Here is a 22,793-nt window from a genome sequence, read left to right on the forward strand (position 1 = left end):
GTGTGCATTCTCCTATCGCAATAGAATGTTGTTCTTGTCTTCTAAAGACTGAATGGCTGCTTTCTTTTGCTCATCCGTGATGGCATCTGGCCATAGCAGTTCAGAAGCTTTTACAGTGCATAAGCGTGCTGTAATCACGGCGCGTTGATCTGCGCCTGTTGCGTCAATAGTGGCAAAAGAAATCCCTGCCGGTGTTTGACTGCCATCTGATGCTGCTGGATTAAGGGGGGCATAGTGTCCCGTTGCGGTTATCTTTCCCATGACAGTTCCCGCTTCAATGAATGCTCCTGATGCAAACACCACTTCTTCGTTTGACATGTCAGGGTCGTAGGGTCCAAGATAAGCGCCATTGCGTACGTCGTCATAAATAATATTCGTCATTTCACTGCCCTCCAAGCTGCTTCCCATTTTGCGTGAATCTTTGCCTTGCTCGTCCCATCACTATGAGGGGCATAAGGCGAGACTTTTAAAGACTCGCTTTGAGAGCTAGCAGCCGTCAACACACACTGGCGTGCTTTCTCGAGACTCATACCGTTTTGAATAGCTTTTGCTGCGTCAAAAGAAACGCCTAAGTGCTTTGCTTGCCTTTCAAGGGTTGTTAGTGCTTTTGCGCGCTTTCTTTCTTTTTCAAGAGCAGCTTTTATGTTTTCCTGCTTGTCCTCATTGTCTTCACCCTCATCTTCGTTTTCTTCGTCGTCAAAGATTTCGGCGTTTTTGTCGACGTCACTATCGTCTTCGTCCTCTTCCTCGTCATTGATGATGTCGACGATCTTTTCGTCATCCTCTTCTTCAGCGCGGTATTGTGTGCGTGCCATGTGTTTTGTCCTTCTTTTTCTGTTGATGTTGGGTTTTGTGATATGGAATCCGTTAAGGCTTCCAACGCTTGCGCAAGGGTGCCTTGCGCATCTGCTAATCCAAGCGTGATCGCTTGGTTGCCTATAAAAGTTTCTGCTTTTGTGTCACGAATTGCAGCAGCATTTAAGCGTCTGTTTTGCGCCACCAAATCGACAAACATCTCGTAGAGCAGGGCGCAATCGGCTTGCATTTTTATCTGTGCTGTATCGCTCAAGGGTTCATGAGGATTGCCATGAACTTTGTGATCACCTTCAAAGACAAAGGTCCATTTATGCCCGTGTTTTTCATCTGCACGGGATTGGTCAAGATGGGCGCAAACAACCCCAATCGAGCCCACAACCCCTGTACGAGCTACCCATATTTGAGAAGCAGCACAAGCAATGGCATAAGCCGCTGAACACGCAAACTCATTGGCATGCGCCCAAATGGGCTTGTCGTATTGTTTTGAGAGTGTTTGAAACTCTTCAACTAAATCAAACACACCGCCGGCTTCTCCACCGCCGCTGTCAATATCAAGTAAAACAGCGCGAACATCAGGTTGTGCAATGGCTTCACGAAAAGAAGCCCTTAAACCTTCATAAGAGGTTAGCCCCGATAAAGCCCCAAGCCATGCACCACGGCGCACAAGCGTGCCATGAACTGGTAGGATAGCAACATTATTTTGTACCACATAAGTTTCAGGTGGTCTTAAAGCTTCTGTATCCCCTTGTCCAAATGCCCTAGGGGAAAACTTTTCTCCCTCAAAAAGACGCGGCGCAAGAGCATTCAAAATGATATCAAGCTTTGTCGATGCAAGCATATGAGGAACACCAAAAAGCCGTGATGCCAAAAACGGCATGTCGAGATTATTCACCATTTGTATGTGCCTCACTGCCTTGGTTACTTTCATAAGTTTCAGAAGGTTCTGAATCTGCTGTATCAATTACTTGATTGCTACCAGAGGGCGCTGCCATATCCGTGTCAAAAGATAAGCCGCGCGCACGAGCGTCTGTGTGCTCTTCTTGCATTTCGGCATGAATGCTGTCGATATCAAAGCCGCGCTCGGCAAGTGCCATGCGTCGTGTTTTCAAGCCTGCACGGATTTCTTCTTTTTCCGCTGAGATATCCTTGTTTGGATCAATCATTTCAAGCGGGGGCGCAAAGCTTTCACATTGAAGCCATGGCAAGGAATTTTCTTCCCACCCTGGCAAATTGACGCATCCAGAAAGCACTGCCATTTCAACAAAACGCTCCCAAACAATGCGGTTAAACTGAAAGGCAATGATATGTTCACGCCATTGTTTGACGTGCCGTCTAAACTGAATGATGGAGGTGCGTACATTTGAAAAATTCCCCCGCGTAACGTCTCCAGTCACAACGGCATAAGGCATATTAAGTGCTGCACAAATTTTCAAGATATTGCGAAATTGAAAAGCCTCATAAGAGCCACCAACCTCAACAGGATTTGAGAATGTAACCTCTTTATTCTCTCCTAAATAAAGAGATGCACCGGGCGCAATGACAGGTGCTTTGTATTCTTCTTCAACGTTGTTTTTATCACGATTATCGGATAATTTTTCGACGTTTGGGGAACTGTCCTTGACAAACGCCGCGAAAAGAGCCGCCGTCCTTTTTCTATCGAGTTCTGCATCATCATAGGATTCGAGTTGAAAGATCTTTGTCATACAGCGCGTTATTTTGGGAGAACCGCGCAATTGTCCGGCAATACGGCGCTCTTTGATATGAATGACCATTTCAGCAGGGACACGCACGCGCTCTTGGCTCTTAAATGCTATGTTGGAAGGAGAATCATCATAGGGGTGATGTTCCCAGAAATGATAAGCAACGCGCTTACCACTGGCATTAAATTCAATCCCCATACGAATGTAATTGCCTTCAATCTCAGCCGGTCCATTGTAGGAAAGGTCCAACATTTCGGTGGGATAAACTTGCAATTGAAGAGGCACACCAGAGCGCCCGTAGAGGTCAACATAATGCAATCTTACAAAGCATTCACCAGTTAAAAAGACCTCTCGTGCAATGGTTGCTTGCAGCCCATAAAAGCTGGTATCTTCATCATAGTCCGCTTCATCAACCCATTGCCACCATAAGTCTAAAAGCTTTTTCTTTTCTTCTTGAAAGCCTTCAATACGAGGATAAGGTTTAATCCCATCACTGACAGCCGCAGAGACCCATTCCTCCGTTGCGGAACCATAAAGAGCTTCATTGTCATAAAGCCATCTTGAACGGGCAACAATGGTATCACCGCATTCCTCAATGGCTTTATTGATATGTTTTTTTGCGGGGTCAAAACCACCCATACGGCGGCTTTTGCTTGCCGCTTCAAAATGGGGATTGTGTTGACGAGAAATTGTAAAAAAGCCCGTGAGTTTATTGATAAAGCCAGCCATTAATAGCCTCGTGATATATTAAAATAGAAAACGCGTGAACGCTTGCTTCCTTCAAGGTCCGCTATTTGTGTGTTCAGCATCTCAAGCGCTCTGCGCAGTTCCTCAACAGAGCGGTTGCTGACTTGCTTATCGCCATGGCGTACCGATTGCGCACCCGAATAAAGAGCCTCTTCAATTTGTTCACGCCGCCTTTTTAAGTTTTCAAGTCTGTCAATTTTGCTGTTAAATTGTCCTAAAGTTTCATCCACAAATTACCTCCAATCCCCTTGCATATAAGGATTCATCACCGTTCTGGATTGTTTCCTTTGAGGCTGTGCTGTCTGAGATCTTCTTGGAGCAGGAGAAGGGGCATGTCTTGGTGTTGGCTGCTCTAAAGAGCCTTCAACTTTAAGTTTTTCCAGACGCTCTTCTAAGATATCGACTTCTCGATTAAGGTTTATTCCTGCCGAAATCAGGCCTTGTAAAGCAGCATAAGCATAGACCCTACAGTCCAAGGCTTCATTTCTTGCCTTTTCGCTTTTTTGCCATTCAATGCGCTTGAAGCCTTTAAAATATTTGATGACTTTTCTTTCAGCGGTTAGCTGGTCAAAATATTCCCGATCAAGGTTTTTGTGAAAGTGTGTTGCACCAGCACCCGATGCTTCAGGACCGGATTTTTTAAACCGTGCCGTGATAATATCTTTTGCTGCATCAACACCAACAATATAGAGATTGATCTGTCCTTTGTTGTTTCTACTTGGACGGCGCGGCCATACTGCACGCCATCCCGCTTGCCCCTTAATCCCCCAGATACGTCGTCCCTCACGGGGGCGGACATAATTATAAACCGCTTGTGTGTGTCCACCACCGGTATCAATACAAGCAGCCGTTATCCTGATGCCATCTTTATAGCCTGGATGTGGCCAGCGTCTTGTAAGGTATTCATCCAGCTGGTCCCATACTTCAAAAGAAGAGGGATCACCAAGGATGACCTGATAATCAATATGCCAGCTTTCTTCACTGCGTCCCCATCCAACCACTTCAAGTTCTAAGCGGTCATTTTGCACATCAATGCCTGCTGTCAACACGACGGCTTGTTCTGGTGCCAATGGATAATCTTCGCGTTTTGCATAGAGGCTATCAGGGTCAACAACTTCGCCTGTTCTGTCTTCCCATGGCTCTCCAAGCACTGTGTTGACAAAAGGCTGCAAAAGTGCCGGATCATCCTTGGCATCTAAAAACTCTCTTGCGCATTCCCCCCAAGTAAGCCAAGGTGAATAGAGTGCCGAAATATGGTAAGAACGCAAATTCGGTCTGCTTGATTCACTGGTTGGCACCCAGCACGCACCTCTTTCTTCACTCATGAGATCTGTTTTTCTGTGCTCTGCATGTTCATGACCACAATGTGCACAAACAAACACAGCTTTTTCGGGGGCGCCTTTTGGCCACTTAATTTGTGACCAAACAATGGGCTGTAGAACACCACATGCATCACAAGGGACATTGTAATATCGTTGGTCTCCTAGCACGAAATCTTTGGCGATACGGCTTGTGTCACGGTGGGTCGGTGTGGACAATTTAAAAATCTTTCTCTGCACAAAGGTTGAGGTCCGCTTTTCGGCAATCATCACCGGATCACCTTCGTTATCCACACTGAGAGGATAGGCATCCACCTCATCTAAAATCAGATAACGAATAGGCATGGAACGCAAACCAGCTGCACTGTTTGCTCCTGTAAGCATCAATGCCCCACCATCAAACTCTTTCGAAAACATTGTATTACCGCTGTCGCGTGCCCGCGCTGGGGCAATGCGTTCGCTTAAAGCAGGGCTTGCCATAATCATTGGGTCAAGACGGGTTTTTGATAATTTCTTCGCTGTCTCAACCGTTGGCATCACATAAAGGGCGGGTCCCGGACTATAATGAATGGCATAACCGCAAAAGTTCAATCCTGCTTCTGACATGCCAATCTGCGCCCCTTTCATGACAATGGTTGTTTCAATTGGCACGTAAGAGGAAAGGTTATCCATGATTTCACGCAAATAAGGGGTACGCTTTGTCCTCCAAAGCCCAGGCTCAGCACTTGCTACGGTGCTAAGATACCTATTCTTGTCCGCCCATTGCGAAACCGTGTACGGTGGGTCTGGTTGTCGTGCGTCATTGGCATTGGCGAAAAATTCTTCGACTGCATTTTCATCCATTATTCGTTTCTTGCAAGTGCTCTAACTCTGGAGAATGAGGATCATGAAAAGGCACTGGAATATTAACCGCCTCAAGCAAAGCGGTTCTCATAGTATAATCAATAGCACCAATAAGGCTGGCCGCATCACATCCAACTTGTGCAGCAATGCTTGCACCAAAACGATGAGGAAAATTCAACATAGCATCACGGTGCGCTCTTCCAAACTCACGCGCTGCCTTTTTCATTTCTTCTCGATCAACAGTGGTTTCGCGTAGTCGTTCAAGGGCAATCTTTTCGCTTTCAAGCGCAACTTGCATCCGCTCCAGTTTTATCTTGTATTCATTGGCTCCATCTGTGGAGGCTTGTTTGATCTTTGTTCGCGGTTGTCCATCAGGCGCTAAAAGTGAAGCAGGGCGCTTTGTTGGATTCTCATTCCAGATGCTTGTGGCAAGGGCTTCATTGACAGAACCATCTTCAAAAAGAGCCGCATCAAATTTACCTGTCTTTATCCGAGAAACCACCGCATTATGTGAAACACCCATCTTTTTTGCAAACGCACGAACCGATAGACCCTTACGCGTTTTCTTATTCATAGTTGCTCCTTGCCTTGATTTTTTTCTCATCTTGAGGAACGGGGCTTTCGGCGTACCAAGAAAGAAAGCTTTACATCACGAACTGAAAAACGGGCTTCAATGCGATAAGGAGACATTTTACATATCATACTGTACACACTAAAATCATTATTTATCAATAAGTTAAGTGTACAATGTACAGTCAATTTGAAAATTCTGTCGCTAGCGATAGTTCGCGCTCGCCTGCCCCGCAACGAAGCCAACCCGCCGGGAAGTACCTTTTGCATTGATTTTATTGTATTTTTTCTGGAATAGGAGAGGCATAATTGGCAATCTTCTTTAAATTAATATCCTCCCTACTCTGAAAGCAGGGAAGATGAGATCATATTTTAAATCTAAGCAGCTTTTACGACAGATCTTGCTAAAACGCGCTTAGCTTCTTTTGTAACTGATTTGTAATGATCAAGCTCTTTTTCGATTTCATCTATTTTTAAAAGACGACCAAAGATAATACCCATGATTTTAGGATAATTTGTCAAAACATATTGGCGAAGATAGTTAAAATCATCAAAGCGTGTATCATTATCATAATCAACAGATTGGCTTTTTAGTTTCTTTTCACATTCAATAAAGTAGCGTCGAGCCTGTCTACCTTTCTCATTACGTTCCACCATTGAGAGCTCTTTCGCCATGTCTAAAGTGATGTGATATTCTTTGCTGATAACATTTTTACGTTTCTCATTTTTGAGAAACGTAAAACCATAATCTTGATTTTCCAAAAATCCATATTCTTTAATACGGCGTACAATCCAATCTGCAAATTTAGAGTTGACTTCTAAGAACATATATAATTCACGTGCATTAACAGTTTGCACAGTTTCTTGTCCAACAGCTTGTTCTGATATTTTAATTAGAGTGTTCATCTTATTAGTCCTTTGTTTTATAAGTTAAAGTATCCAGGGCTAAAACAACCGAACTAATACAGTCCTTCGTATCTTTAGGTTACCCTTGGACATACACACGAAGACCCTGGACAAAATTTCTTATGATGGGCAACAGATCTTTCGGGATACTGTTGAACCGATTAGTTACGAGGTGTTTTAAGCCTGCCAATCAGACTATAGCTGTTCACAGAAACTGTCAATTATTTTTTGAAAAATCCTAAAAGTAATAACACTCAACAAAGAATGCCGGGTGCTAGAAAACACGGTGCATAGTCCGTCGTCACGCTTTTCCCAAAAGGGTATTGTATAGCGTAACTACACCCGACGAGATCATTATATGCGACGAGCATAGAATGAGTCAAAGCCTTTAATATGCGGAAAATAAACTGTTTCGGCAATCTATCCGCTATGCATCTAAGGTGTTTTCTAGGCACCTAATTTAACGATATATGTTTTCTGTGAATCTTGTCAAGAAAGAAAATCCTATTGTATAGCACATAAACATAGCTTAAGAACATTATTTAGCTTTCTTATTGGCGGCATATTCTTGACGAGCAAGTTGGTGCTGTATGTTGGCAATTAATCTTTCATTGGCTTCTTTTACAATAGCACTTGCAATTTCTGGCTTGGACATCACTCCAGCAATTGAGGGTCCCTCTTGTTTTGCAATAGGGAATTGATCTCCATCCGCTCTTTGAAACACATTCCCATTCAGCTTTTTTAATTCAACACGCTTTGGAAAACTCCCACCTTTGATAAAAGCATGGGGTAAGATTTCTTTTTTTCCAAACATTGTGTAAGTTACGCCGCGTTTTGTTTCTCTTGCTTGAAAAAATTTAAGAGGTATCGGTGTTCCAGAACCAATGATATCTGTCTCGAGAAGCTTTGCTGTAGCCTTTCCTTTAATATAAACGCCTTTTTTGACACGCTTTGATTGGGCAGATGTAACATCGGCAACTTGTTTTTCTGCAAAGCGTTCGACTTGTTTTGCAGAGGTATTTACAGCATTACGCAAAGCCCAATTAAGGCGTGGTGCTTGAAGACTGGTGAAGGTATCCTTCACCTGTTGAAGATACCATTTTTGGTGGATGATTAACTTCAACTTCTAAGCCTTTTTGGGGGTAGGTGTTGATGACTTAGAAGCTTTAGATGCTTTTGGCTGTTCGAGTGGAATTTCCTTTGTCACTGGTTCAGACGATGTTTGTACGGCTTCTTGTTTTATCTGCTTAATTTGTTCAACTGCCTTATCTGTTTTTGCTGTTGTCTTGACTCCAATAAAAGGTTTTACAGCATTAGCGCGCTTGAGACGTGCGTAGACTTGATTGGAAACTTCAACAAATGGATTATTGGGTGTTGATGGTTCAAAGCGAACAGTGCTTTTATTGTCTCCAACAACACACATTGGCTTAGTGATGACAGCTTTCATCATTGCTCCTTTTGAGTCATAATTAATGACATCATTAGTCAAATATTGATTTTTATTCTGTGAAAAATTGATTAGCCAGAATTACCCAGAAAACGGGGCTTTCTAGCCACGTTTCAAGTTCATATTTTACTGAATTTTTGAGGATATTTTTGAATTTTAGACACAATACGACTAGTGCAGTGGCGTCATTAAATATGATTTTTTACACTATGTCAACAAAAAAATCATGATCTTGTATTTTTTTTATTTTTTTACCTAAATATGGTGTTTTAAAAGATATTCTTTATTTTCCTTAAATACAACATTTATGTTGTATTGAAACATTTTAGATGTTATATTATTATAATGAATAGTCAAGAATTGAAAAGATATCTTATAAAGCATGGTTGCAGTTTTACTTCAGGGAAAGGTGGACATTTGCTTGTAAAGCGCGGTTCTAAAAAGTCCGTTTTACCTATGCATGGTACGCGAAAAGAATTAGGAACAGGATTAGTCCAGAAGATTCTTAAAGATCTTGACCTAAAATAAGCCTGAATATGGAGGTGTAAATGAAATATGCAATCAAATTTATCAAAGATGACAATGATACTCTTCTAGTCGTCTCTAAAGACTTTCAGGAATTTATTACCTATGGTAACGATGAAAAAGAGGCTTTGGAACAGGCTAAAAATGCACTTTTAACAGTCATTATGGGGCGTTTTCAAGATCGTGAACCTATACCCTTTGGACATCGTGATATTGCCTATCCTTTTGTTGAAGTATCTTCATTGGTGACTTTAAAAATTGCAATACATAACGCTATGGTTGAAAAAAACTTACGCAAAGCTGATCTCGTACGTCTTTTAAAACTTCATCCAATACAAATTGACCGATTGTTGGATTTAAACCACGCAACCAAATTAGATGCCTTAGAATCCACTCTCAGTGCTCTTGGAAAAGAGGTTGCCATTAATATCCAAGACGCCGCTTGAAAACTACCGGTTTTGCGTAAAATGTTTATAAAGCGCATTTAGAACAATGCGCAATGAAGGCACAAGATGCGGTAGTGATTGATCTTCTATGACAAGATACTGTAATGCGGCATGAAGGTTATATTGACGGTGTAAACATTGAGCTTCTTGAACAACATCTTTTACAACTAAAAGATGTTCTGTTGCTATCTGTACCCATTTCTCTCTTGCTCCGTTATCAGAAGTTGTAGGCATTTCATCATAAATTGCATTAGGCAATCCTTTTGCACATAGGTAATTGTTTTTCACTTCAAGATATTTTTGCGCAGCATCATATTGGTCTTGATTGATTTCGCCTTGCAAATAAAGCCGCCCAATATAGGTACTGGAAAGTGGATTTTTAGCCTCTTCTATGGTCAAACAGAAGCGTTTGGCACGCATTTCAATTGCCAATTTATCCATGGGTTCATGCGGTGTTTTTGCTCGTGAGATGCGTCCATTTGGTTCTCTGATGCATCCTTTAATCCGAGGACGTCCGCGTTTTGTACGTTTTTTTCTCTTTGTCATATGTTATCAATCAGAATGGGACGCTATCGTTAAGAGCTGTTCTATAATCTTGAGCACCTGAAGCGATAGCATAATTTTGAGAAGTAATGGGTGAAGGGGTAGGGGATGCTGATTGCTCTTTCTTCGCATCAAGCAAATACAACTCGCCTTTGAATTGTGGTAAGACAATCTCTGTTGTGTAACGGTCATGCCCATTTTTATCTTGCCATTTGCGTGTCTGTAATTTTCCTTCTATGTAAACCTTTGAACCTTTGTTTAGATATTGAAGTGCAATTTTTGCCAAATGTGGATTAAAAATCACCACGGAATGCCATTCTGTTTTCTCTACTTTTTGATTGGTCCTTTTATCTGTATAGCTCTCAGAAGTCGCTATACTAAAATTGACTATTTCTGCTCCAGAATTCATTGTTTTGCTTTTGGGATCAGCACCAAGGCGCCCGATTAACGTCACTTTATTTAGCATATTTGTAGCCCCATTAGATTTGCAATTTATACATGAAAAATCTTAGCATAATTTGCGTATTTATTCAATTATTTCAGTTTGTTAATAACAGTTTTTTTAAGTATTACATTATAATATTATTTGACAAATTATTCATCAAAAAACCATGTCGCACAAATGGCACGGCTTTCTTATTTCTGCTTTTAATTTTTCAATGAATATCATTTTATTAAGAGTCTGTATCAAACTTTTTTGTTCGATTTATTGTTGACTATCGAACCTTTTTGTGCGATATTCATTTTATGCAGAAAGGGGAGGCTAAATGAAACGAGAAGCACTGCTTAGAGAATTACGTAAAGAAGCCAGAAAAAGAGGCATTCATTATAGTGAAGCTCCTGATGCAGGTAAAGGGTCACATTATTTGGTAACTTTTGGAGACAAGACAACCGTTATAAAATCTGGTGAATTGACCCCACTTTACGTGAAAATAATAAAAAAGCAGTTGGGGGTATGAGTTATTCTCTCAACAGCTTTAAATTTTCGTTTCAAAAGCATTTCGATTATGGCGAGGAGACCTAAACATGGAATACACTTATCAAGCAAAACTGGAATCTGATCCAGATGGTGGTTTTATTGTAACCTTTCCAGATGTACCAGAAGCAATAACAGCTGGAGAAAATAGAGCAGAGGCATTAGAGAATGCTGTTGAAGCTTTAGGGTTAGCATTACGGAGCTATCCTATGCGCGGTTTACCTTTACCAGTACCACAGCAATATAAAGGTCTTGTAAAGGTCACGGTAGATGCTTGGAATGCTCTTAAACTTGCAGTGGTAGAAGCCTTTAATGAAGCGAATATCACAAAAACAGAATTGGCTAATCGTTTGGGTAAAAAAGAAACAGAAGCAAGACGCATTCTTGATCCCAATTATCCAACTAAGCTTCAAACACTAGAGCAAACACTGAGCGTTCTTGGCAAGCAAGTCGTTATTACAATCAAAAACGCGGCGTGAAACATCCTCTCCACTCTGAAAGTGGAGAAGATGAGATCATATTTTAAACTAAGCAGCTTTTACGACAGATCTTGCTAAAACGCGCTTAGCTTCTTTTGTAACTGATTTGTAATGATCAAGCTCTTTTTCGATTTCATCTATTTTTAAAAGACGACCAAAGATAATACCCATGATTTTAGGATAATTTGTCAAAACATATTGGCGAAGATAGTTAAAATCATCAAAGCGTGTATCATTATCATAATCAACAGATTGGCTTTTTAGTTTCTTCTCACACTCAATAAAATAACGGCGTGCTTGACGTCCTTTCTCGTTACGTTCAACCATGGAAAGCTCTTTTGCCATGTCTAGAGTGATGTGATATTCTGTACTTGGACGACCGCCTTGGAGGTTTTCGCCAAAATTGGCGAAAACTATATAATCCTGATTTTTGAGAAAGCTGTATTTGTTAATACGGTCTTTAATCCAATTGGAAAAGTCTCGTTTTACTTCCAAAAACACATGTAATTCACGCGCATTTACTGCTTGAACTGTTTCTTGATCAATCGTTTGTTCTGTAATTTCTATGAGAGTGTTCATGTGAACTCCTGTTCGATTAGACGTTTTTGATTGACACTCAATAAAGAATGCCGGGTGCTCAAAAACACGGCGAACAGTCCGTCGTTACGCTTTCCCCATAAAGGGTATTGTATAGCGCAACTACACCCGACAATGCCATTATATGCGTGTAACATACAATGAGTCAAAGCCTTTAATGTGCGGAAGAAAAATTGTGTCGGCAATCTATCCGCTGTTCGTTTAAGGTGTTTTTGAGGCACCTAATATCGAAAATATACATTACAGGAATAATGTCAAGCGGCTTCCGATAGTTTTTTATGCTCTTGTTGATTTCATCTATGAACGTTGAGAAGAGACAACGTAATCTGAACAGTTTTATAAAATCGGAAATTTTACTATGGTTTTTTAATGGAGCACTGTAGTGTGTAAATAGATATGTTTATTAAACTGCGTGTATGTAACATAAGAAACAATACACAAACTAAAAAGGAATACCAAAGAGCAATATCTGAGTACCAAAGTACAGTATCCAATGAAAAAGAAAGCTTATGCTCCACGTACTTAGAAATAATAGGTAAAGAGATCGTTTCTTTATAACTACTTGGGAAAATTAAAACGACAAGCGCTACACTTATTAGCTTTAAAAGTCGGTGCATATATTGTTGTAAATCACGTGTTAGTTTCACCCAACCTGTTGTATTTCCGCATTTGTATTTTGGGTTGTTTTGCAACTCAGAAGGAATATTGGAATTGCATAAAATTGCAAAAACCGTTGTGACTATTACCAAAGAAACAGATGCGAATGTCAAAATACTCTGAATAAAGTAAAGATTTTTTTTAATTCCTAAAAAACATATAAATATAAAAGTTATAATGCCAAACAAGGCTCTTAGCTGCTTATCTGTAAACATATTTATTTCCTGCGGTTTTCGATAATTTTTTGATCTCTTTATTGATCTCGTCTATAAGAGGTTCGTAATTGAGAACGCTTTTCGGAATACCACCCCCATAAACCCAAGCTTTTACTTGCGCTTTGGTACTAAAATCTGCATTTTCTGGTGTGGTATAATACTGTCCGCCATCAAACTTTTCACACTCTCTTGTGCCGTCTTCATATTCGTAGAGGTTGTAAAAATACTCCTCTGCTCCGTCTCCCCAAGGAACATAACCAACAGCTGTCGCAACAAACTCTTTTTGCATTGGCTGTTTACGCTTTTTTAAGAACAGGTCTTTTAATATTTTCATGTTTTTAGTCCATAATTTTACCAATTGGTCTATTTACCTAAAATTTGACTGTACAGAGCGTTTTATATTGCAGATATGGTTTTCATCGTAAAATCTTTAAATCGCTTTGTATGGTATCTTTTTGTCGATTTAAATACATATCCAATCCCAAAATGATCAGCACTTTTCACTATTTTGCTAACTTGCAATGTTTTTCACTGCTCCCCCAAGACCATTTAAAGTTTCTTCAAGCTCTTGCTTGTGAACAAGCGTTAGTGGTCGAAAATGCTCTTTCGTTGTTTTTTCTTTGAGTGCTTTCTCACGTGTGTTTTCAATTGCTCTACGTACACTTTCGGCTTTTGAAAGAAGGGTATTTTCTAGTGTCTGGCAATAAGTTAAAAGCTCTCCACAAGTTGGCATAAATGTTTTTGATATCCCAATTGCTTGACCAGTTACGATATCTTCGACGCCCTTTTTCAGAGCATATGCTGAAATCCGTTCCAGCATCATGCTATAGGATAGGACAACAGCTTTGGAATCTGTGTTCGCAGGGACTCTCATGCTTGAGAGTAGGAAAGAAGCTTGCTCAATTTGCTTAACTGAAGCTTTCACAGAGAGCAACGCTTGTAGACGATTGCAAGCATCTAAGGTTTGCGCTTCCTCCTGTTTCGTCAATGTATTCCCAGCTTTCAGCGTCAATGGATACCCCGGACTGATCATTTCCATAATCTTCTCTAGATGAGAGATGATCTCTGAGTTCGTTGAAGCCTTCTGCAAGCTGTTCTGTGAAAGTTTTCTGAGTGAATTTTCCATGATAACCTCTAGGTGTTTGTGTTTGTTTCTTGGATAGCGCTCCGTACTCTGGATGTATAATCCAGTTTCGCCATGTCGCCGGCCAATCTGTTTTGTTTGCATTTGCTCCGGATTTTGCCAGCCAAAAATTTCTGAACCGTTCGACTTCTAACAGCGCCTCATCATGGGTTAAGCCTTTATCGATTGCGTATTGCAAATTAGGTTTGAAATCATCTGGCAATCGACAACCGCGATTAGCTTGCGCTCGTTTTGCTTTTTTGGGAACGTTCTCTTGCTCGTGAATGGGAGGTTGGTTGTCTACACCCGTTGTGATTTGCTCTGATGTGGTCTCAACAGCAGCAACCTCTGTTGGCTCATGAACCTGTTCGTTTGTTTCTAAACTTTCAGAACCAATTTCTTTTTTTGCTAAAACGATAGTTTTAGTTTTTTTATTATATATGTTTGTATTGTTTGTATTGTTTGTTATAGCATCACAAGCATCATGCTTAGCATTATGCTTAGCGTCATTAGCATTATCACAAGCATCATGCTTAATATTACAAGCATCTTTTGTATTTTTATCCCATCTTGCCTTCGCTGCCTTCTGCGCTCTCTCTGAAAACTTATTCAAATTCTCATTAGAGTTGTTGAGTTCCTCTTCAACCTGTAAACTCCATAAACGACCGTCTTCTAAACGTGTCAGTTTCTCATCACTCAATAAAAAATCTAGCGCTTTATTAAAAGCTTTTACTGAACAACCAGAAATGCGTGCTAATATAGAGGCATTCTCAAGAATTGGCTGTCTCTTCTTATACATAAGCAATATCAACATCATATAAGTCGATATTTGATGCGACGTCATTCCACTAGCATCAGATACCCAATCAGAAGGAAAACAACGAACCCAAGCTAACTTAGTTGACATATTTCCCCTCCTGTTCTTTATTATTATTTAGATCTTCATTGAAGTTATTGAGTTCCTCCTCAACTTGTGAACTCCACAAACGACCATCTTCTAAACGTATGATGACTCCAACCCTCAATAAATAATCTAACGCCTTTTCAAATCTTTTTACTGAACATTTAGTAAGATAAGAGAATCCTTGTGAATTATTTATAAGAGGTTCGCCAGTGTAGAGCATTTGCAAACGCAACCTGAGATAAACATTGCATTCAATCGCTGGTAACAAAACAATATCAAGAAGACACTTCTCTACATTAATTGTTACAAACTTATTTCTATTGGACATCCCCAATCTCCTTTCCTTTAACTAAATATAAAATTGCTAAAGCATCTGCTTCGTTGTCGTCTTTAGGCGTATGTCCTTTTGCACATACCGCCTTAATCATTTCTTCTTTTGAGGCGTTGCCTTTTCCTGTCGTCGCCTTCTTAATTGTGCCAACAGGAATGCCTTCATATGGTATCTGATGATGTTCACACCACGCTGTTAAGGTTGCTAGAAAGCCCCCATAAATATGAGAAGCGTCTGTACCCACATGCCGGCGCACCTCTTCAAAATACACCGCGTCAATTTCATCAACAGATCTCTTTAGTTCAGTAAGCCACCGTTTAAAGCGTAAATAACGCATACCACCGCCTTCAAAACGGCGTGATTGAAAATCTTCTGTATCGCTTGTTATGTGACCATCCGCACCGCATATCGCCCAGCCTGTCTTAGTCCCTAGATCAAGGCAAAGAATTGTATGAGACATCTAAATCACCAGTACCTACTTCTCATTAATCTTGTGCTTTAAACTCTCAATCTCAGCATCTAATTCCTTAAGAATTTTCTTCTTTTTTATGACGGGTTGAGCAGAAGTATACACTATGTAAATCGGCGCAACTAAAAGTATAAAAACCATCATTGCAATAAAAAACACTGCATTTATTGATATGAATAAGTAGAGTACTAATTCACCTAGATTCATGTTCCCACCCCATTCTTGAAGATATGGATTTTCAAATCGTGTAAAATTTTATGTTTTTTCGAAATGATCTCACGGAGTTTATCGTTCTTTTTGTCTAATATTTCCGAGACAACAAAGGAGATTATAAGTAAATCAAAGATCACAAATGCAATACCCAAAGCTATCGCTGTCACACTCATCTTTTTTCCCTCACTTTCTTTTCTTCTTATGAGGCGGCGTTTTTACTGCACCTTCACGCTGCTTAAGCTCTTGTTTTAGTCTTTCAATTTCCTCGTCACGTGATTGAACATCTGCTTTTAGTGCCATCACTACTTCACTTACATCTTTGAACGCCTTTTCATGTTCTTCAGTCCTTTGTTGTAGTTCTTTTATCGCTCTATCGCGTTCTTTAATTGCAATATTCAGATCACTAGTTCTCTTTGCCACGTCCTTTGAAGATGCACTTCTTGACCACGCGTATTCTTCATCAAGAGTTTTTATGCTGCTTTTTAAAGTCAAGACCTGCTCTTTAAGAACTTTGACTTTGTTGCGATAATAAAATGCAACACGCAACATCGCTCCGCATACAAGCAAAGCTCCCAAAACTACCAAGCCCGCTATTAAAATCTCATTCGAACTCATTCTGATCTCCATTCTTTGCTTTTAGGGCGGTCATCTCGGCCAATCCGTTTTGCCTCGCATTCCATTAAAAAAAGAATGCAACAAGCCGCATGTGCCAAGTGTGATAAATTACTCTCGCCATCCTTATTCTCTCCACCAAACCATGCTAATAAATGACGTAAAGAAGCTCCATACAAACGGCTCCAATTCATGCCATGACGCCAATTGCTTGCACCGTATTTGTTTGCTCCAAGCTCTAAAACTCTACCGATTTCAATCAGTGTCAACGGTGGAATAAGATCAACACGCGGTTTACCAATGTCATTCTTATGTGCTTTAAAAACCATGATTGTCCCCCCTTAAGGCTCTACGTATTTATATGTGTGCTATGACAGAGCGTGTTGTGATTGCTTGTCTTGAAAAAATGTTTATGAAAAAGTATCCTCCCAACGATTCTAAAAAAGTGGGGGGAGTTATGATGCAAGAATGGGTAGTTGATAAGGTTGTATTTTTATTGCACCGGATAAATGATAGTGCTGTATTTTTGCTGCACTGGATAAGTGATAATCTTACGATTGCTCCTATCATTGCTACGATAGTTACTGGAATGGTGACACTTTTTGTGCAACAACGAAGCTTAAAAAAACAACTTAAAATCTTCCAACGACAAACTATAGCATCAGAAATCCAGACAGCTATTCTATTAGAAGATAAAAAAGCACGGGATTTGGGACCATATTTAAAATTGAAGGCAATATTCCTCCCACAAGAATATAAAGGTACTCCCCATGTTAAGGTAAAGCTGTGCATTAAAAATCTTACGACACAAGATATGATGATAAAGAATATACGCATATCGAAAAACAGTCCCTTTAAGTTTGTTAAAAACGCTTGTCCTTTTACTCAATGGAAATTTGAGTCTTCGGAGGGGCACCTCGTTATTAAAAGGACAACGCCCAAACTCATTGCGTTATGTCCCGAAAATATAAAATCAAATGCTTCATCAGAGTATGCTTTAAATTTTTTTATTATATCCGCTAAACGCTGTACTTTTTTAGATTTCATGATTACCTGCCGTAAGCCTAATTCTCGCAACATTGCAAATTTTACACTTGAACACACTTCAATTGTTAATCCAGAGGAAACATTCACCGTTCATTTTTGGGCTTCATATCCACGTTTAAAAGAGACTTATTATGAAGTTAATCCCAAAGATCCGCTTTTAATTAACGACCCTCATTTTTGGGATTAATGACACCAGAATTAAAAAACTTCTCCTGCAAAAACAAAATCCGTCAATCTGGGTTCTTCTTTTTTGTTGATTAAATAATTGATTTTATTATTTAATTCATCAATAACTCTCATCTGTAAATCCAATTTTAATCTTTGTTTATGCAGCGTTTTATTTTTTTGCTTAATTAAAGTGGATAGGTTTTCAAGTACTACTTGCTGTTGTTCAATTGACTTATCTCGCTCTGCAAGAGTGGCTTCATGCCATTTCATCCAACTATCAAATTTTGACTTATGCCATTCTTCTCGTTTTTTAAGAATTGTTGTGTGAGTTTCGTGTCGTTTCACAAGATCTTCTACGCTACAGTCACGATATGGTATTTGTATGAATTCTTTCACAAACTTATCTCCATTCTCAATTTTCGTATTACAACCTATTAATCTACAAATCCGTGTGTAGATCTTCTTCAATATTCCGTTTCTCATGATCTTTCTTCTTTAAGAGTGTGAATGGTGCTGTTGATGTTTGTTATTTTCTTCATATTGGGGCTTCGTCATTTCATTATGTTCACATGGCTTCATGCAAACAGTGGAACCCTTGACAAAAGAAGGCGTTGCTTTTTTTTGTATTGCAGTAGTAAAATTTTCTTGATACCAATCACTAGGACTTACATAATTATCCGTAATCTTTGCTATTTGCTTTATTATCCTAGGCTGAGGAAATCTCTTCTTATTTATGTAACGCGCTATTGATGTCTGTGTAACACCTATAGAGGCTGCAAACTCAGCGTAAGTAATATTATTCTTCAATAAATATGATTTTAGCTTAAACATTCCCAAATCATACCATAGTGGTATTTTTAATGCAAGAGATTTTTACCGTATTGGTATTTGAAAGATAAAATTTTTTTTATAGGATAAGAATCATGAATAACTTAAAATTTTTCAGAGAGAAAATGGGCTTAAGCTCTAAAAAGTTAGCTGAATTAGCAGGTACGAGTCAACCACAGATTTTTCGCTTAGAAAATGGTCATCGGAAATTAACAAAAGAATGGGCTATACGTTTAGCACCTCACTTATCCGTTACCCCTAAACAATTGATGTTTTCAGAACAGGAGACAAATAACTTAGATGCACAAATAGAAGATATGCTCGAACATCTAAGTTATGATAACAAAGTTAAACTTCTTGATCTTCTTTCTTCATTTTATCAAGAAAAGAAATAATAAATTTCTTTTTTTCATCCTCTGTTAATTTTTTCCAAAACGCTAATATTTTTTCATCAATCAATAGATTTTTATCCATTATTTCACCCCTTCCAAATATAAAATAAAAAAAATAACCATTTTGGTATTGACTCAATATTACCATAATGGTATAAACATCTCATAAACCACGCACAAACAATTGCCAAGAGGCGTTAGGGAGGAGAAATTATGGAAAATCCAATTCTTATAAATTCCAATGAAATTTTATTAGTTGCCTACGATAAAGATCAACACATTGCAGAGTCTGGACCACTTGATGCAAGCCAAATTCTAAGCATTGTTGATGAGGTAGATGATGCAATCCAAATCTTTCGTATAAATCCTTCTGAGAATAATTGTGAAGATATTTCTGAAGAGATTGCAGACGCATATGTAGAAGCAAATATCGAACATCTCCATGAGGATAGTAAGGTTCATTACTTTGTACGTGAAAGTGATGCTTACCACGATCTTTTATCTGATTTAGCAAAAGAAAAATATAATGATGCAATGTACGGTACCTATGAACAACAACACCGTTTGCGCCCATGTGATGTGCTTTAAATTCTGAAGGGCGCATTTAAAAGCGCCCCCTTTTTCCCATCAATAATTGATTAGAGTAAACTCATGAACACACATGACACTAATAAAGATAGTGAAGGATATCTCACGCCTGAAAACGAGGTAGACAACAAAATCGGTTATGTCCAAATGGTCAATGCCCATGTAATGCATAGGTACTTACATTTGAAACAAGATTTTTCCACTTGGTTTAATGATTGTGTTGAAAAGCTTGATCTAAAAGAAGGCATGGATTTTGTTTTTACAAAACAAGAATGGAACAGACAGAAGATTTGTCCAAAATCTGAAATAGAAACAGATAAAACCGATAATCATTATTTCAAAATTCACGCAGCAAGGAAAATTGCTCAAGCAGAACGTCATAGAAACTATGGCAGAATATTATACCAAAACTTATGTTTTTCTTAATTAAGGGGGTGAGGATGCGAAACTTTATTACAATACCTGAAAACAATTTTCAAAACACAACTGTTCCAACCATGTCTAGTCGTGAAATTGCAGAATTGTGTAGTAAACAACATAAACACGTTATGCGTGATATTAAGCAAATGCTTGAAGAGTTGCACTCTAAAAGTACTGAGCCCAAATTTGGGCTGAGTGAATTTGTAGGTTTTTACAAAGATTCAACTGGTCGCACTCTCCCTTGTTACAACCTTCCTAAACGTGAATGCCTCATTTTAGTTTCGGGTTACAGTATGACATTACGTGCTAGGATTATAGACCGTTGGCAAGAATTGGAAAAGCAAGCAGTAACACCACAAATCGACTACTCAAGTCCAAAGGCTATGATTGGCTTTTTGAATTACCTACAAGGTCAAATAGATCAAAAAGACACCATCATTGAAGATTTAACACCTAAAGCCATGGCTCTTGAAAGCTTACAACGTCATGACGGACTCTTCGGTCTTACAGAAGCCGCTAAAATACTCGAGATGCAACCAAAACAGTTCATTCTCTTCTTACAGAAAAAAGGTTGGGTTTACAGACGAGTAGCAGGTGGAAATTTGCTTCCTTACCAAGACAAAATCCAAAAGAAACTTATGGATTGTCCAACCATCACACTTCAAACCGCAAGTGGAATAGAAAAAGTAATTCCTTGCGCAAAAATCACAGCAAAAGGAATTGGTGTGCTGTCTCAAGAGCTTAAAAGACAAACCATGCATTAAGAGGAGGTTATTATGATAAAAAAGAAATACGAATTGACTGATGAGACAATTAAAGTTGATAGAATAACGCTTTACCGTATCCGTGCATTAAAAGACTTTGGAGATGTTAAAAAAGGTGATCTTGGTGGCTGGGTAGAGAGTGAAAGAAATCTTAGCCATGATGACAATTGCTGGGTTGGTGGTGAGGCATGGGTTTATGAAAATGCCAAAGTTTATGAAAATGCTAAGGTTTATGATGATGCCGAAGTTTATAATAACGCAAAAGTTGGTGGTAATGCCATAGTAGCTGGCAAAACAGCATTTTATGGAAGTGATGCTATCTTAAGGTAGGGGGGCAATAAACCATGGAAAAGAAATACGAACTGACTGATGAAATAAAAGAATTTTATGATGCAAGAGCCGATAAAAGTAAAAAACTTTATCGCATACGTGCATTAAGAGATTTTAGAAATATTAAAAAAGGTTACTTAGGCGGCTATATACAAAAAGAAGACAACCTATCGCATGAAGGCGATTGTTGGGTTTGGCATAAAGCTATGGTTTATGGTGACGCTAAGATTTTCGGCAATGCACAAGTATTTGAACGCGCAAAAATTACAGGCAGGGCGCGTATTTATGAAAATGCAAAAGTTTGCGGTGAAGCATATGTTGAATATGATGCGCAAATTTACGGCAATGCACAAATTTATGGTGAGGCTCGAGTTTTGGGCCATGTTTATGGCAATGCCCGTGTCTATGGAGATGCTTATTTAAGTGATAAAGCGCACATTTCCGGAAATATGAAAATTCTAGATGGAGTATATATTTTCGATAATGTAAATATTTCTGGTAATCTTGAAATTCGTGGACGCAATTCAAACATCTGCGAAAGTGACTATTTAGCAAGCGATATAAGCTACATAAGCCGTTTCTAGCAACAAAAACAAAGATTTTAACACAAGCGTGATTCACGCCACGGGAGAATTGCGCTCAAATAGGAGGAAATCAAGATGAGTGAACTAAGTACCACACAAACGGAATTAGTGGAAACAACGAACAATTGTGAAAACAAACCTACAGCTATGGAGCTTATTTTAGAAAGAGCTTTAGACAATGATGTTGATCTGGATCGTCTCAAGCGTCTTCTTGAATTGCGAGAACAAGAGATAAAACGACAAGAGCGCCAAAACTTTGTCCGTGATCTTTCTGCTATGCAAATGGAATACAAAGATATCGAACAAAACGCCATTAATAAACATACAAAAAGCAAATACGCTACGCTTGATCAGTACATTGATGCTGTAAAGGAAGGGCTTGCAACATACAACTTTGCTTTGTTTGCTCGTATTAAAAATCAAACAGAAAAAAACATTACCATAGAAATAACTCTGTCTCATCCTTCAGGCAATCAAATCTCAACAGAAGGAACATTTCCAATTGACAATGCAGGCTCTAAAAATAACATACAATCAGTTGGTTCCACAATTACCTACGCACGGAGATACCTGTTAGGCATGCTTCTTAATGTAGCAAGTAAAGAAGACGATACAGATGGTCAAACGCAAGCCAAAGAAGACGATACAAATAATCAAAAAGTTTCCTCTAAACAGATAAAGCAAATCGAAGAATTAATCGAACAAACAGAATCGGATAAAAATAAGCTTCTCTCTTATGCAAAAGTAGAAAAGCTAACAGATATGTCTTGTGAAACAGCAGACGACGTTTTGAAAATATTAGAAAGCAAGCCAAGAATTCAAAGAGAAGGCGCACTAGAATATCTCCCACCACAAGAGAAAACATACGTTCCTATACAAGATGCCGAATATATTCACGTCCAAGATATCGAATATGCATCACAAGAACAAAGAACGGCGGTGTGATATGGAACAAAGAACAGCAGAATGGTTCCAAGCGCGCTTGGGTAAAGTCACCGCATCAAACATTTACAGCGTACTCAGTAAAACTACAAAAGGATTACCTACGAGCAAATATGAAGACTACAAAATCAAACTCATAACAGAGCGCTTAACAAGAGAAACAAGCCCCTATTATGAAACTGAAGATATGAGATGGGGTATCGAACATGAAGATAATGCCTTGAGAGAATATGGCTTCATTTATGATGCCGATATAACAAAGTGCGGCTTTATCCAACACCCCACAATAGAA

The 22,793-nt window shown here is 39.1% G+C and carries 36 protein-coding genes; 13 read left to right on the forward strand and 23 right to left on the reverse strand.

The genetic code is table 11. The features are described from left to right. Positions 1-12: 12 nt before the first annotated feature. From ACFIK8_RS07580 to ACFIK8_RS07625, 10 genes are all read right to left on the reverse strand, one after another. Complete coding sequence (locus ACFIK8_RS07580; protein ID WP_375647668.1) at positions 13-381, reverse strand: head decoration protein; 369 nt, start codon at positions 379-381, stop codon at positions 13-15. Further along, the gene (locus ACFIK8_RS07585) at positions 378-758 is read right to left on the reverse strand and encodes a hypothetical protein (RefSeq protein ID WP_375669118.1); all 381 of its coding nucleotides are present in this window, start codon (positions 756-758) and stop codon (positions 378-380) included. The genes ACFIK8_RS07580 and ACFIK8_RS07585 overlap by 4 nt, the downstream gene beginning before the upstream one ends. Next, positions 641-1,711 (reverse strand): S49 family peptidase, encoded by a 1,071-nt coding sequence (locus tag ACFIK8_RS07590; protein ID WP_375669097.1) that lies wholly within the window; start codon positions 1,709-1,711, stop codon positions 641-643. The genes ACFIK8_RS07585 and ACFIK8_RS07590 overlap by 118 nt, the downstream gene beginning before the upstream one ends. Further along, positions 1,701-3,245 carry a phage portal protein gene (locus tag ACFIK8_RS07595; protein WP_375669098.1) on the reverse strand — a complete coding sequence of 515 codons (1,545 nt, stop codon included), beginning with the start codon at positions 3,243-3,245 and terminating at the stop codon, positions 1,701-1,703. Before ACFIK8_RS07595 ends, ACFIK8_RS07590 begins: the two co-directional genes overlap by 11 nt. Next, a complete protein-coding gene (locus tag ACFIK8_RS07600; RefSeq protein ID WP_375647673.1) occupies positions 3,245-3,493 on the reverse strand; it encodes a phage head-tail joining protein in 249 nt (82 codons plus the stop codon). The genes ACFIK8_RS07595 and ACFIK8_RS07600 overlap by 1 nt, the downstream gene beginning before the upstream one ends. 3 nt (positions 3,494-3,496) lie before the next feature. Beyond that, positions 3,497-5,425: a phage terminase large subunit family protein gene (locus tag ACFIK8_RS07605; protein ID WP_375645081.1), complete on the reverse strand. Its 1,929-nt coding sequence runs from the start codon at positions 5,423-5,425 to the stop codon at positions 3,497-3,499. Next, entirely contained in the window at positions 5,418-5,999 is a 582-nt protein-coding gene (locus ACFIK8_RS07610; RefSeq protein WP_375669099.1) for a hypothetical protein, read from the reverse strand. Before ACFIK8_RS07610 ends, ACFIK8_RS07605 begins: the two co-directional genes overlap by 8 nt. Positions 6,000-6,373: 374 nt before the next feature. Then, a complete protein-coding gene (locus tag ACFIK8_RS07615; protein ID WP_375669100.1) occupies positions 6,374-6,901 on the reverse strand; it encodes an antA/AntB antirepressor family protein in 528 nt (175 codons plus the stop codon). A 538-nt stretch (positions 6,902-7,439) separates the two neighbouring features. Beyond that, positions 7,440-8,024, reverse strand: a complete 585-nt coding sequence (locus ACFIK8_RS07620; RefSeq protein ID WP_375669101.1) for a hypothetical protein — start codon at positions 8,022-8,024, stop codon at positions 7,440-7,442. Positions 8,025-8,027: 3 nt separating this feature from the next. Next, positions 8,028-8,348 carry a hypothetical protein gene (locus ACFIK8_RS07625; RefSeq protein WP_375620509.1) on the reverse strand — a complete coding sequence of 107 codons (321 nt, stop codon included), beginning with the start codon at positions 8,346-8,348 and terminating at the stop codon, positions 8,028-8,030. Between the two features lie 345 nt (positions 8,349-8,693). Here ACFIK8_RS07625 and ACFIK8_RS07630 point away from each other — a divergent pair, with 345 nt between their 5' ends. Together ACFIK8_RS07630 and ACFIK8_RS07635 are read left to right on the forward strand one after the other, a co-directional pair. Then, complete coding sequence (locus tag ACFIK8_RS07630; protein WP_006589116.1) at positions 8,694-8,876, forward strand: type II toxin-antitoxin system HicA family toxin; 183 nt, start codon at positions 8,694-8,696, stop codon at positions 8,874-8,876. A 20-nt stretch (positions 8,877-8,896) separates the two neighbouring features. Next, positions 8,897-9,319, forward strand: a complete 423-nt coding sequence (locus tag ACFIK8_RS07635; protein WP_375645150.1) for a type II toxin-antitoxin system HicB family antitoxin — start codon at positions 8,897-8,899, stop codon at positions 9,317-9,319. A gap of 3 nt (positions 9,320-9,322) precedes the next feature. On the opposite strand, the gene ACFIK8_RS07640 is transcribed toward ACFIK8_RS07635, so the two are convergent. Then, complete coding sequence (locus ACFIK8_RS07640; RefSeq protein WP_375669102.1) at positions 9,323-9,865, reverse strand: hypothetical protein; 543 nt, start codon at positions 9,863-9,865, stop codon at positions 9,323-9,325. 10 nt (positions 9,866-9,875) lie between these two features. Continuing rightward, positions 9,876-10,328 carry a single-stranded DNA-binding protein gene (gene ssb, locus ACFIK8_RS07645; protein ID WP_375669103.1) on the reverse strand — a complete coding sequence of 151 codons (453 nt, stop codon included), beginning with the start codon at positions 10,326-10,328 and terminating at the stop codon, positions 9,876-9,878. 301 nt (positions 10,329-10,629) lie between these two features. On the opposite strand from ssb, the gene ACFIK8_RS07650 reads away from it, so the two are divergent. Both ACFIK8_RS07650 and ACFIK8_RS07655 read left to right on the forward strand, forming a co-directional pair. After that, positions 10,630-10,821 (forward strand): hypothetical protein, encoded by a 192-nt coding sequence (locus ACFIK8_RS07650; RefSeq protein ID WP_004859817.1) that lies wholly within the window; start codon positions 10,630-10,632, stop codon positions 10,819-10,821. Between the two features lie 67 nt (positions 10,822-10,888). Beyond that, positions 10,889-11,317 (forward strand): type II toxin-antitoxin system HicB family antitoxin, encoded by a 429-nt coding sequence (locus ACFIK8_RS07655; RefSeq protein ID WP_375669104.1) that lies wholly within the window; start codon positions 10,889-10,891, stop codon positions 11,315-11,317. A gap of 48 nt (positions 11,318-11,365) precedes the next feature. Here the strand turns inward: ACFIK8_RS07655 and ACFIK8_RS07660 are convergent, their stop codons facing one another. From ACFIK8_RS07660 to ACFIK8_RS07700, 9 genes are all read right to left on the reverse strand, one after another. After that, on the reverse strand, positions 11,366-11,896 hold the full coding sequence (locus tag ACFIK8_RS07660; RefSeq protein WP_375669105.1) for an antA/AntB antirepressor family protein: 531 nt from the start codon (positions 11,894-11,896) through the stop codon (positions 11,366-11,368). A 374-nt stretch (positions 11,897-12,270) separates the two neighbouring features. Then, entirely contained in the window at positions 12,271-12,786 is a 516-nt protein-coding gene (locus ACFIK8_RS07665; protein WP_375669106.1) for a hypothetical protein, read from the reverse strand. Then, positions 12,773-13,120 carry a hypothetical protein gene (locus tag ACFIK8_RS07670; RefSeq protein WP_375669107.1) on the reverse strand — a complete coding sequence of 116 codons (348 nt, stop codon included), beginning with the start codon at positions 13,118-13,120 and terminating at the stop codon, positions 12,773-12,775. The genes ACFIK8_RS07665 and ACFIK8_RS07670 overlap by 14 nt, the downstream gene beginning before the upstream one ends. 177 nt (positions 13,121-13,297) lie before the next feature. Then, positions 13,298-13,711 carry a hypothetical protein gene (locus tag ACFIK8_RS07675; RefSeq protein ID WP_375645181.1) on the reverse strand — a complete coding sequence of 138 codons (414 nt, stop codon included), beginning with the start codon at positions 13,709-13,711 and terminating at the stop codon, positions 13,298-13,300. Further along, positions 13,695-14,816, reverse strand: a complete 1,122-nt coding sequence (locus tag ACFIK8_RS07680) for a DUF1376 domain-containing protein (RefSeq protein WP_375669108.1) — start codon at positions 14,814-14,816, stop codon at positions 13,695-13,697. Before ACFIK8_RS07680 ends, ACFIK8_RS07675 begins: the two co-directional genes overlap by 17 nt. Next, complete coding sequence (locus ACFIK8_RS07685) at positions 14,806-15,141, reverse strand: hypothetical protein (protein ID WP_375627591.1); 336 nt, start codon at positions 15,139-15,141, stop codon at positions 14,806-14,808. Before ACFIK8_RS07685 ends, ACFIK8_RS07680 begins: the two co-directional genes overlap by 11 nt. Continuing rightward, positions 15,131-15,604, reverse strand: a complete 474-nt coding sequence (locus ACFIK8_RS07690) for a crossover junction endodeoxyribonuclease RuvC (protein ID WP_375669109.1) — start codon at positions 15,602-15,604, stop codon at positions 15,131-15,133. Before ACFIK8_RS07690 ends, ACFIK8_RS07685 begins: the two co-directional genes overlap by 11 nt. Before the next feature lie 405 nt (positions 15,605-16,009). Further along, positions 16,010-16,441 carry a hypothetical protein gene (locus ACFIK8_RS07695; protein ID WP_375659569.1) on the reverse strand — a complete coding sequence of 144 codons (432 nt, stop codon included), beginning with the start codon at positions 16,439-16,441 and terminating at the stop codon, positions 16,010-16,012. Then, on the reverse strand, positions 16,438-16,767 hold the full coding sequence (locus tag ACFIK8_RS07700) for a dATP/dGTP diphosphohydrolase domain-containing protein (protein WP_006926482.1): 330 nt from the start codon (positions 16,765-16,767) through the stop codon (positions 16,438-16,440). Before ACFIK8_RS07700 ends, ACFIK8_RS07695 begins: the two co-directional genes overlap by 4 nt. 32 nt (positions 16,768-16,799) lie before the next feature. Between ACFIK8_RS07700 and ACFIK8_RS07705 the strand changes: the two genes are divergently transcribed. Continuing rightward, positions 16,800-17,672, forward strand: a complete 873-nt coding sequence (locus ACFIK8_RS07705) for a hypothetical protein (protein WP_375659570.1) — start codon at positions 16,800-16,802, stop codon at positions 17,670-17,672. Positions 17,673-17,683: 11 nt separating this feature from the next. Here the strand turns inward: ACFIK8_RS07705 and ACFIK8_RS07710 are convergent, their stop codons facing one another. Together ACFIK8_RS07710 and ACFIK8_RS07715 are read right to left on the reverse strand one after the other, a co-directional pair. Continuing rightward, positions 17,684-18,136, reverse strand: coding sequence for a hypothetical protein (locus ACFIK8_RS07710; protein ID WP_375669110.1), 453 nt, complete (start codon positions 18,134-18,136; stop codon positions 17,684-17,686). A gap of 12 nt (positions 18,137-18,148) precedes the next feature. Continuing rightward, on the reverse strand, positions 18,149-18,484 hold the full coding sequence (locus ACFIK8_RS07715; protein ID WP_375669111.1) for a helix-turn-helix domain-containing protein: 336 nt from the start codon (positions 18,482-18,484) through the stop codon (positions 18,149-18,151). Between the two features lie 92 nt (positions 18,485-18,576). On the opposite strand from ACFIK8_RS07715, the gene ACFIK8_RS07720 reads away from it, so the two are divergent. The 8 genes from ACFIK8_RS07720 to ACFIK8_RS07755 all read left to right on the forward strand — a co-directional run. Next, entirely contained in the window at positions 18,577-18,876 is a 300-nt protein-coding gene (locus ACFIK8_RS07720; RefSeq protein WP_015856266.1) for a helix-turn-helix domain-containing protein, read from the forward strand. A 210-nt stretch (positions 18,877-19,086) separates the two neighbouring features. Beyond that, positions 19,087-19,461, forward strand: coding sequence for a hypothetical protein (locus ACFIK8_RS07725; RefSeq protein ID WP_375669112.1), 375 nt, complete (start codon positions 19,087-19,089; stop codon positions 19,459-19,461). 63 nt (positions 19,462-19,524) lie between these two features. Continuing rightward, positions 19,525-19,887, forward strand: coding sequence for an antA/AntB antirepressor family protein (locus ACFIK8_RS07730; protein WP_375669113.1), 363 nt, complete (start codon positions 19,525-19,527; stop codon positions 19,885-19,887). A gap of 14 nt (positions 19,888-19,901) precedes the next feature. Beyond that, positions 19,902-20,645 (forward strand): Rha family transcriptional regulator, encoded by a 744-nt coding sequence (locus ACFIK8_RS07735; protein ID WP_375669114.1) that lies wholly within the window; start codon positions 19,902-19,904, stop codon positions 20,643-20,645. Between the two features lie 12 nt (positions 20,646-20,657). Next, complete coding sequence (locus ACFIK8_RS07740; RefSeq protein WP_156850804.1) at positions 20,658-20,975, forward strand: hypothetical protein; 318 nt, start codon at positions 20,658-20,660, stop codon at positions 20,973-20,975. Between the two features lie 14 nt (positions 20,976-20,989). After that, the gene (locus ACFIK8_RS07745; protein ID WP_375669115.1) at positions 20,990-21,559 is read left to right on the forward strand and encodes a hypothetical protein; all 570 of its coding nucleotides are present in this window, start codon (positions 20,990-20,992) and stop codon (positions 21,557-21,559) included. 75 nt (positions 21,560-21,634) lie between these two features. After that, on the forward strand, positions 21,635-22,504 hold the full coding sequence (locus ACFIK8_RS07750; protein WP_375669116.1) for an ERF family protein: 870 nt from the start codon (positions 21,635-21,637) through the stop codon (positions 22,502-22,504). A gap of 1 nt (position 22,505) precedes the next feature. Further along, positions 22,506-22,793, forward strand: a 288-nt coding sequence (locus ACFIK8_RS07755; RefSeq protein ID WP_375669117.1) for a YqaJ viral recombinase family protein, incomplete at its 3' end; no start/stop codon positions are given.

The organism is Bartonella sp. MR168JLCBS, from assembly GCF_042194175.1.

Excerpts from the sequence above, each read along its gene's own strand:
- ACFIK8_RS07740 (WP_156850804.1), top strand. The coding sequence starts at position 20,658 with ATGATAAAAAAGAAATACGAATTGACTGATGAGACAATTAAAGTTGAT.
- ACFIK8_RS07670 (WP_375669107.1), bottom strand. The coding sequence starts at position 13,120 with ATGAAAATATTAAAAGACCTGTTCTTAAAAAAGCGTAAACAGCCAATG.
- ACFIK8_RS07635 (WP_375645150.1), top strand. The coding sequence starts at position 8,897 with ATGAAATATGCAATCAAATTTATCAAAGATGACAATGATACTCTTCTA.
- ACFIK8_RS07610 (WP_375669099.1), bottom strand. The coding sequence starts at position 5,999 with ATGAATAAGAAAACGCGTAAGGGTCTATCGGTTCGTGCGTTTGCAAAA.
- ACFIK8_RS07680 (WP_375669108.1), bottom strand. The coding sequence starts at position 14,816 with ATGTCAACTAAGTTAGCTTGGGTTCGTTGTTTTCCTTCTGATTGGGTA.
- ACFIK8_RS07630 (WP_006589116.1), top strand. The coding sequence starts at position 8,694 with ATGAATAGTCAAGAATTGAAAAGATATCTTATAAAGCATGGTTGCAGT.
- ACFIK8_RS07695 (WP_375659569.1), bottom strand. The coding sequence starts at position 16,441 with ATGAGTTCGAATGAGATTTTAATAGCGGGCTTGGTAGTTTTGGGAGCT.
- ACFIK8_RS07715 (WP_375669111.1), bottom strand. The coding sequence starts at position 18,484 with ATGTTTAAGCTAAAATCATATTTATTGAAGAATAATATTACTTACGCT.
- ACFIK8_RS07640 (WP_375669102.1), bottom strand. The coding sequence starts at position 9,865 with ATGACAAAGAGAAAAAAACGTACAAAACGCGGACGTCCTCGGATTAAA.
- ACFIK8_RS07580 (WP_375647668.1), bottom strand. The coding sequence starts at position 381 with ATGACGAATATTATTTATGACGACGTACGCAATGGCGCTTATCTTGGA.
- ACFIK8_RS07690 (WP_375669109.1), bottom strand. The coding sequence starts at position 15,604 with ATGTCTCATACAATTCTTTGCCTTGATCTAGGGACTAAGACAGGCTGG.
- ACFIK8_RS07705 (WP_375659570.1), top strand. The coding sequence starts at position 16,800 with ATGTGTGCTATGACAGAGCGTGTTGTGATTGCTTGTCTTGAAAAAATG.
- ACFIK8_RS07590 (WP_375669097.1), bottom strand. The coding sequence starts at position 1,711 with ATGGTGAATAATCTCGACATGCCGTTTTTGGCATCACGGCTTTTTGGT.
- ACFIK8_RS07710 (WP_375669110.1), bottom strand. The coding sequence starts at position 18,136 with ATGAGAAACGGAATATTGAAGAAGATCTACACACGGATTTGTAGATTA.
- ACFIK8_RS07730 (WP_375669113.1), top strand. The coding sequence starts at position 19,525 with ATGAACACACATGACACTAATAAAGATAGTGAAGGATATCTCACGCCT.
- ACFIK8_RS07750 (WP_375669116.1), top strand. The coding sequence starts at position 21,635 with ATGAGTGAACTAAGTACCACACAAACGGAATTAGTGGAAACAACGAAC.
- ACFIK8_RS07650 (WP_004859817.1), top strand. The coding sequence starts at position 10,630 with ATGAAACGAGAAGCACTGCTTAGAGAATTACGTAAAGAAGCCAGAAAA.
- ACFIK8_RS07660 (WP_375669105.1), bottom strand. The coding sequence starts at position 11,896 with ATGAACACTCTCATAGAAATTACAGAACAAACGATTGATCAAGAAACA.
- ssb (WP_375669103.1), bottom strand. The coding sequence starts at position 10,328 with ATGCTAAATAAAGTGACGTTAATCGGGCGCCTTGGTGCTGATCCCAAA.
- ACFIK8_RS07665 (WP_375669106.1), bottom strand. The coding sequence starts at position 12,786 with ATGTTTACAGATAAGCAGCTAAGAGCCTTGTTTGGCATTATAACTTTT.
- ACFIK8_RS07725 (WP_375669112.1), top strand. The coding sequence starts at position 19,087 with ATGGAAAATCCAATTCTTATAAATTCCAATGAAATTTTATTAGTTGCC.
- ACFIK8_RS07615 (WP_375669100.1), bottom strand. The coding sequence starts at position 6,901 with ATGAACACTCTAATTAAAATATCAGAACAAGCTGTTGGACAAGAAACT.
- ACFIK8_RS07655 (WP_375669104.1), top strand. The coding sequence starts at position 10,889 with ATGGAATACACTTATCAAGCAAAACTGGAATCTGATCCAGATGGTGGT.
- ACFIK8_RS07700 (WP_006926482.1), bottom strand. The coding sequence starts at position 16,767 with ATGGTTTTTAAAGCACATAAGAATGACATTGGTAAACCGCGTGTTGAT.
- ACFIK8_RS07605 (WP_375645081.1), bottom strand. The coding sequence starts at position 5,425 with ATGGATGAAAATGCAGTCGAAGAATTTTTCGCCAATGCCAATGACGCA.
- ACFIK8_RS07745 (WP_375669115.1), top strand. The coding sequence starts at position 20,990 with ATGGAAAAGAAATACGAACTGACTGATGAAATAAAAGAATTTTATGAT.
- ACFIK8_RS07595 (WP_375669098.1), bottom strand. The coding sequence starts at position 3,245 with ATGGCTGGCTTTATCAATAAACTCACGGGCTTTTTTACAATTTCTCGT.
- ACFIK8_RS07735 (WP_375669114.1), top strand. The coding sequence starts at position 19,902 with ATGCGAAACTTTATTACAATACCTGAAAACAATTTTCAAAACACAACT.
- ACFIK8_RS07625 (WP_375620509.1), bottom strand. The coding sequence starts at position 8,348 with ATGAAAGCTGTCATCACTAAGCCAATGTGTGTTGTTGGAGACAATAAA.
- ACFIK8_RS07685 (WP_375627591.1), bottom strand. The coding sequence starts at position 15,141 with ATGTCCAATAGAAATAAGTTTGTAACAATTAATGTAGAGAAGTGTCTT.
- ACFIK8_RS07720 (WP_015856266.1), top strand. The coding sequence starts at position 18,577 with ATGAATAACTTAAAATTTTTCAGAGAGAAAATGGGCTTAAGCTCTAAA.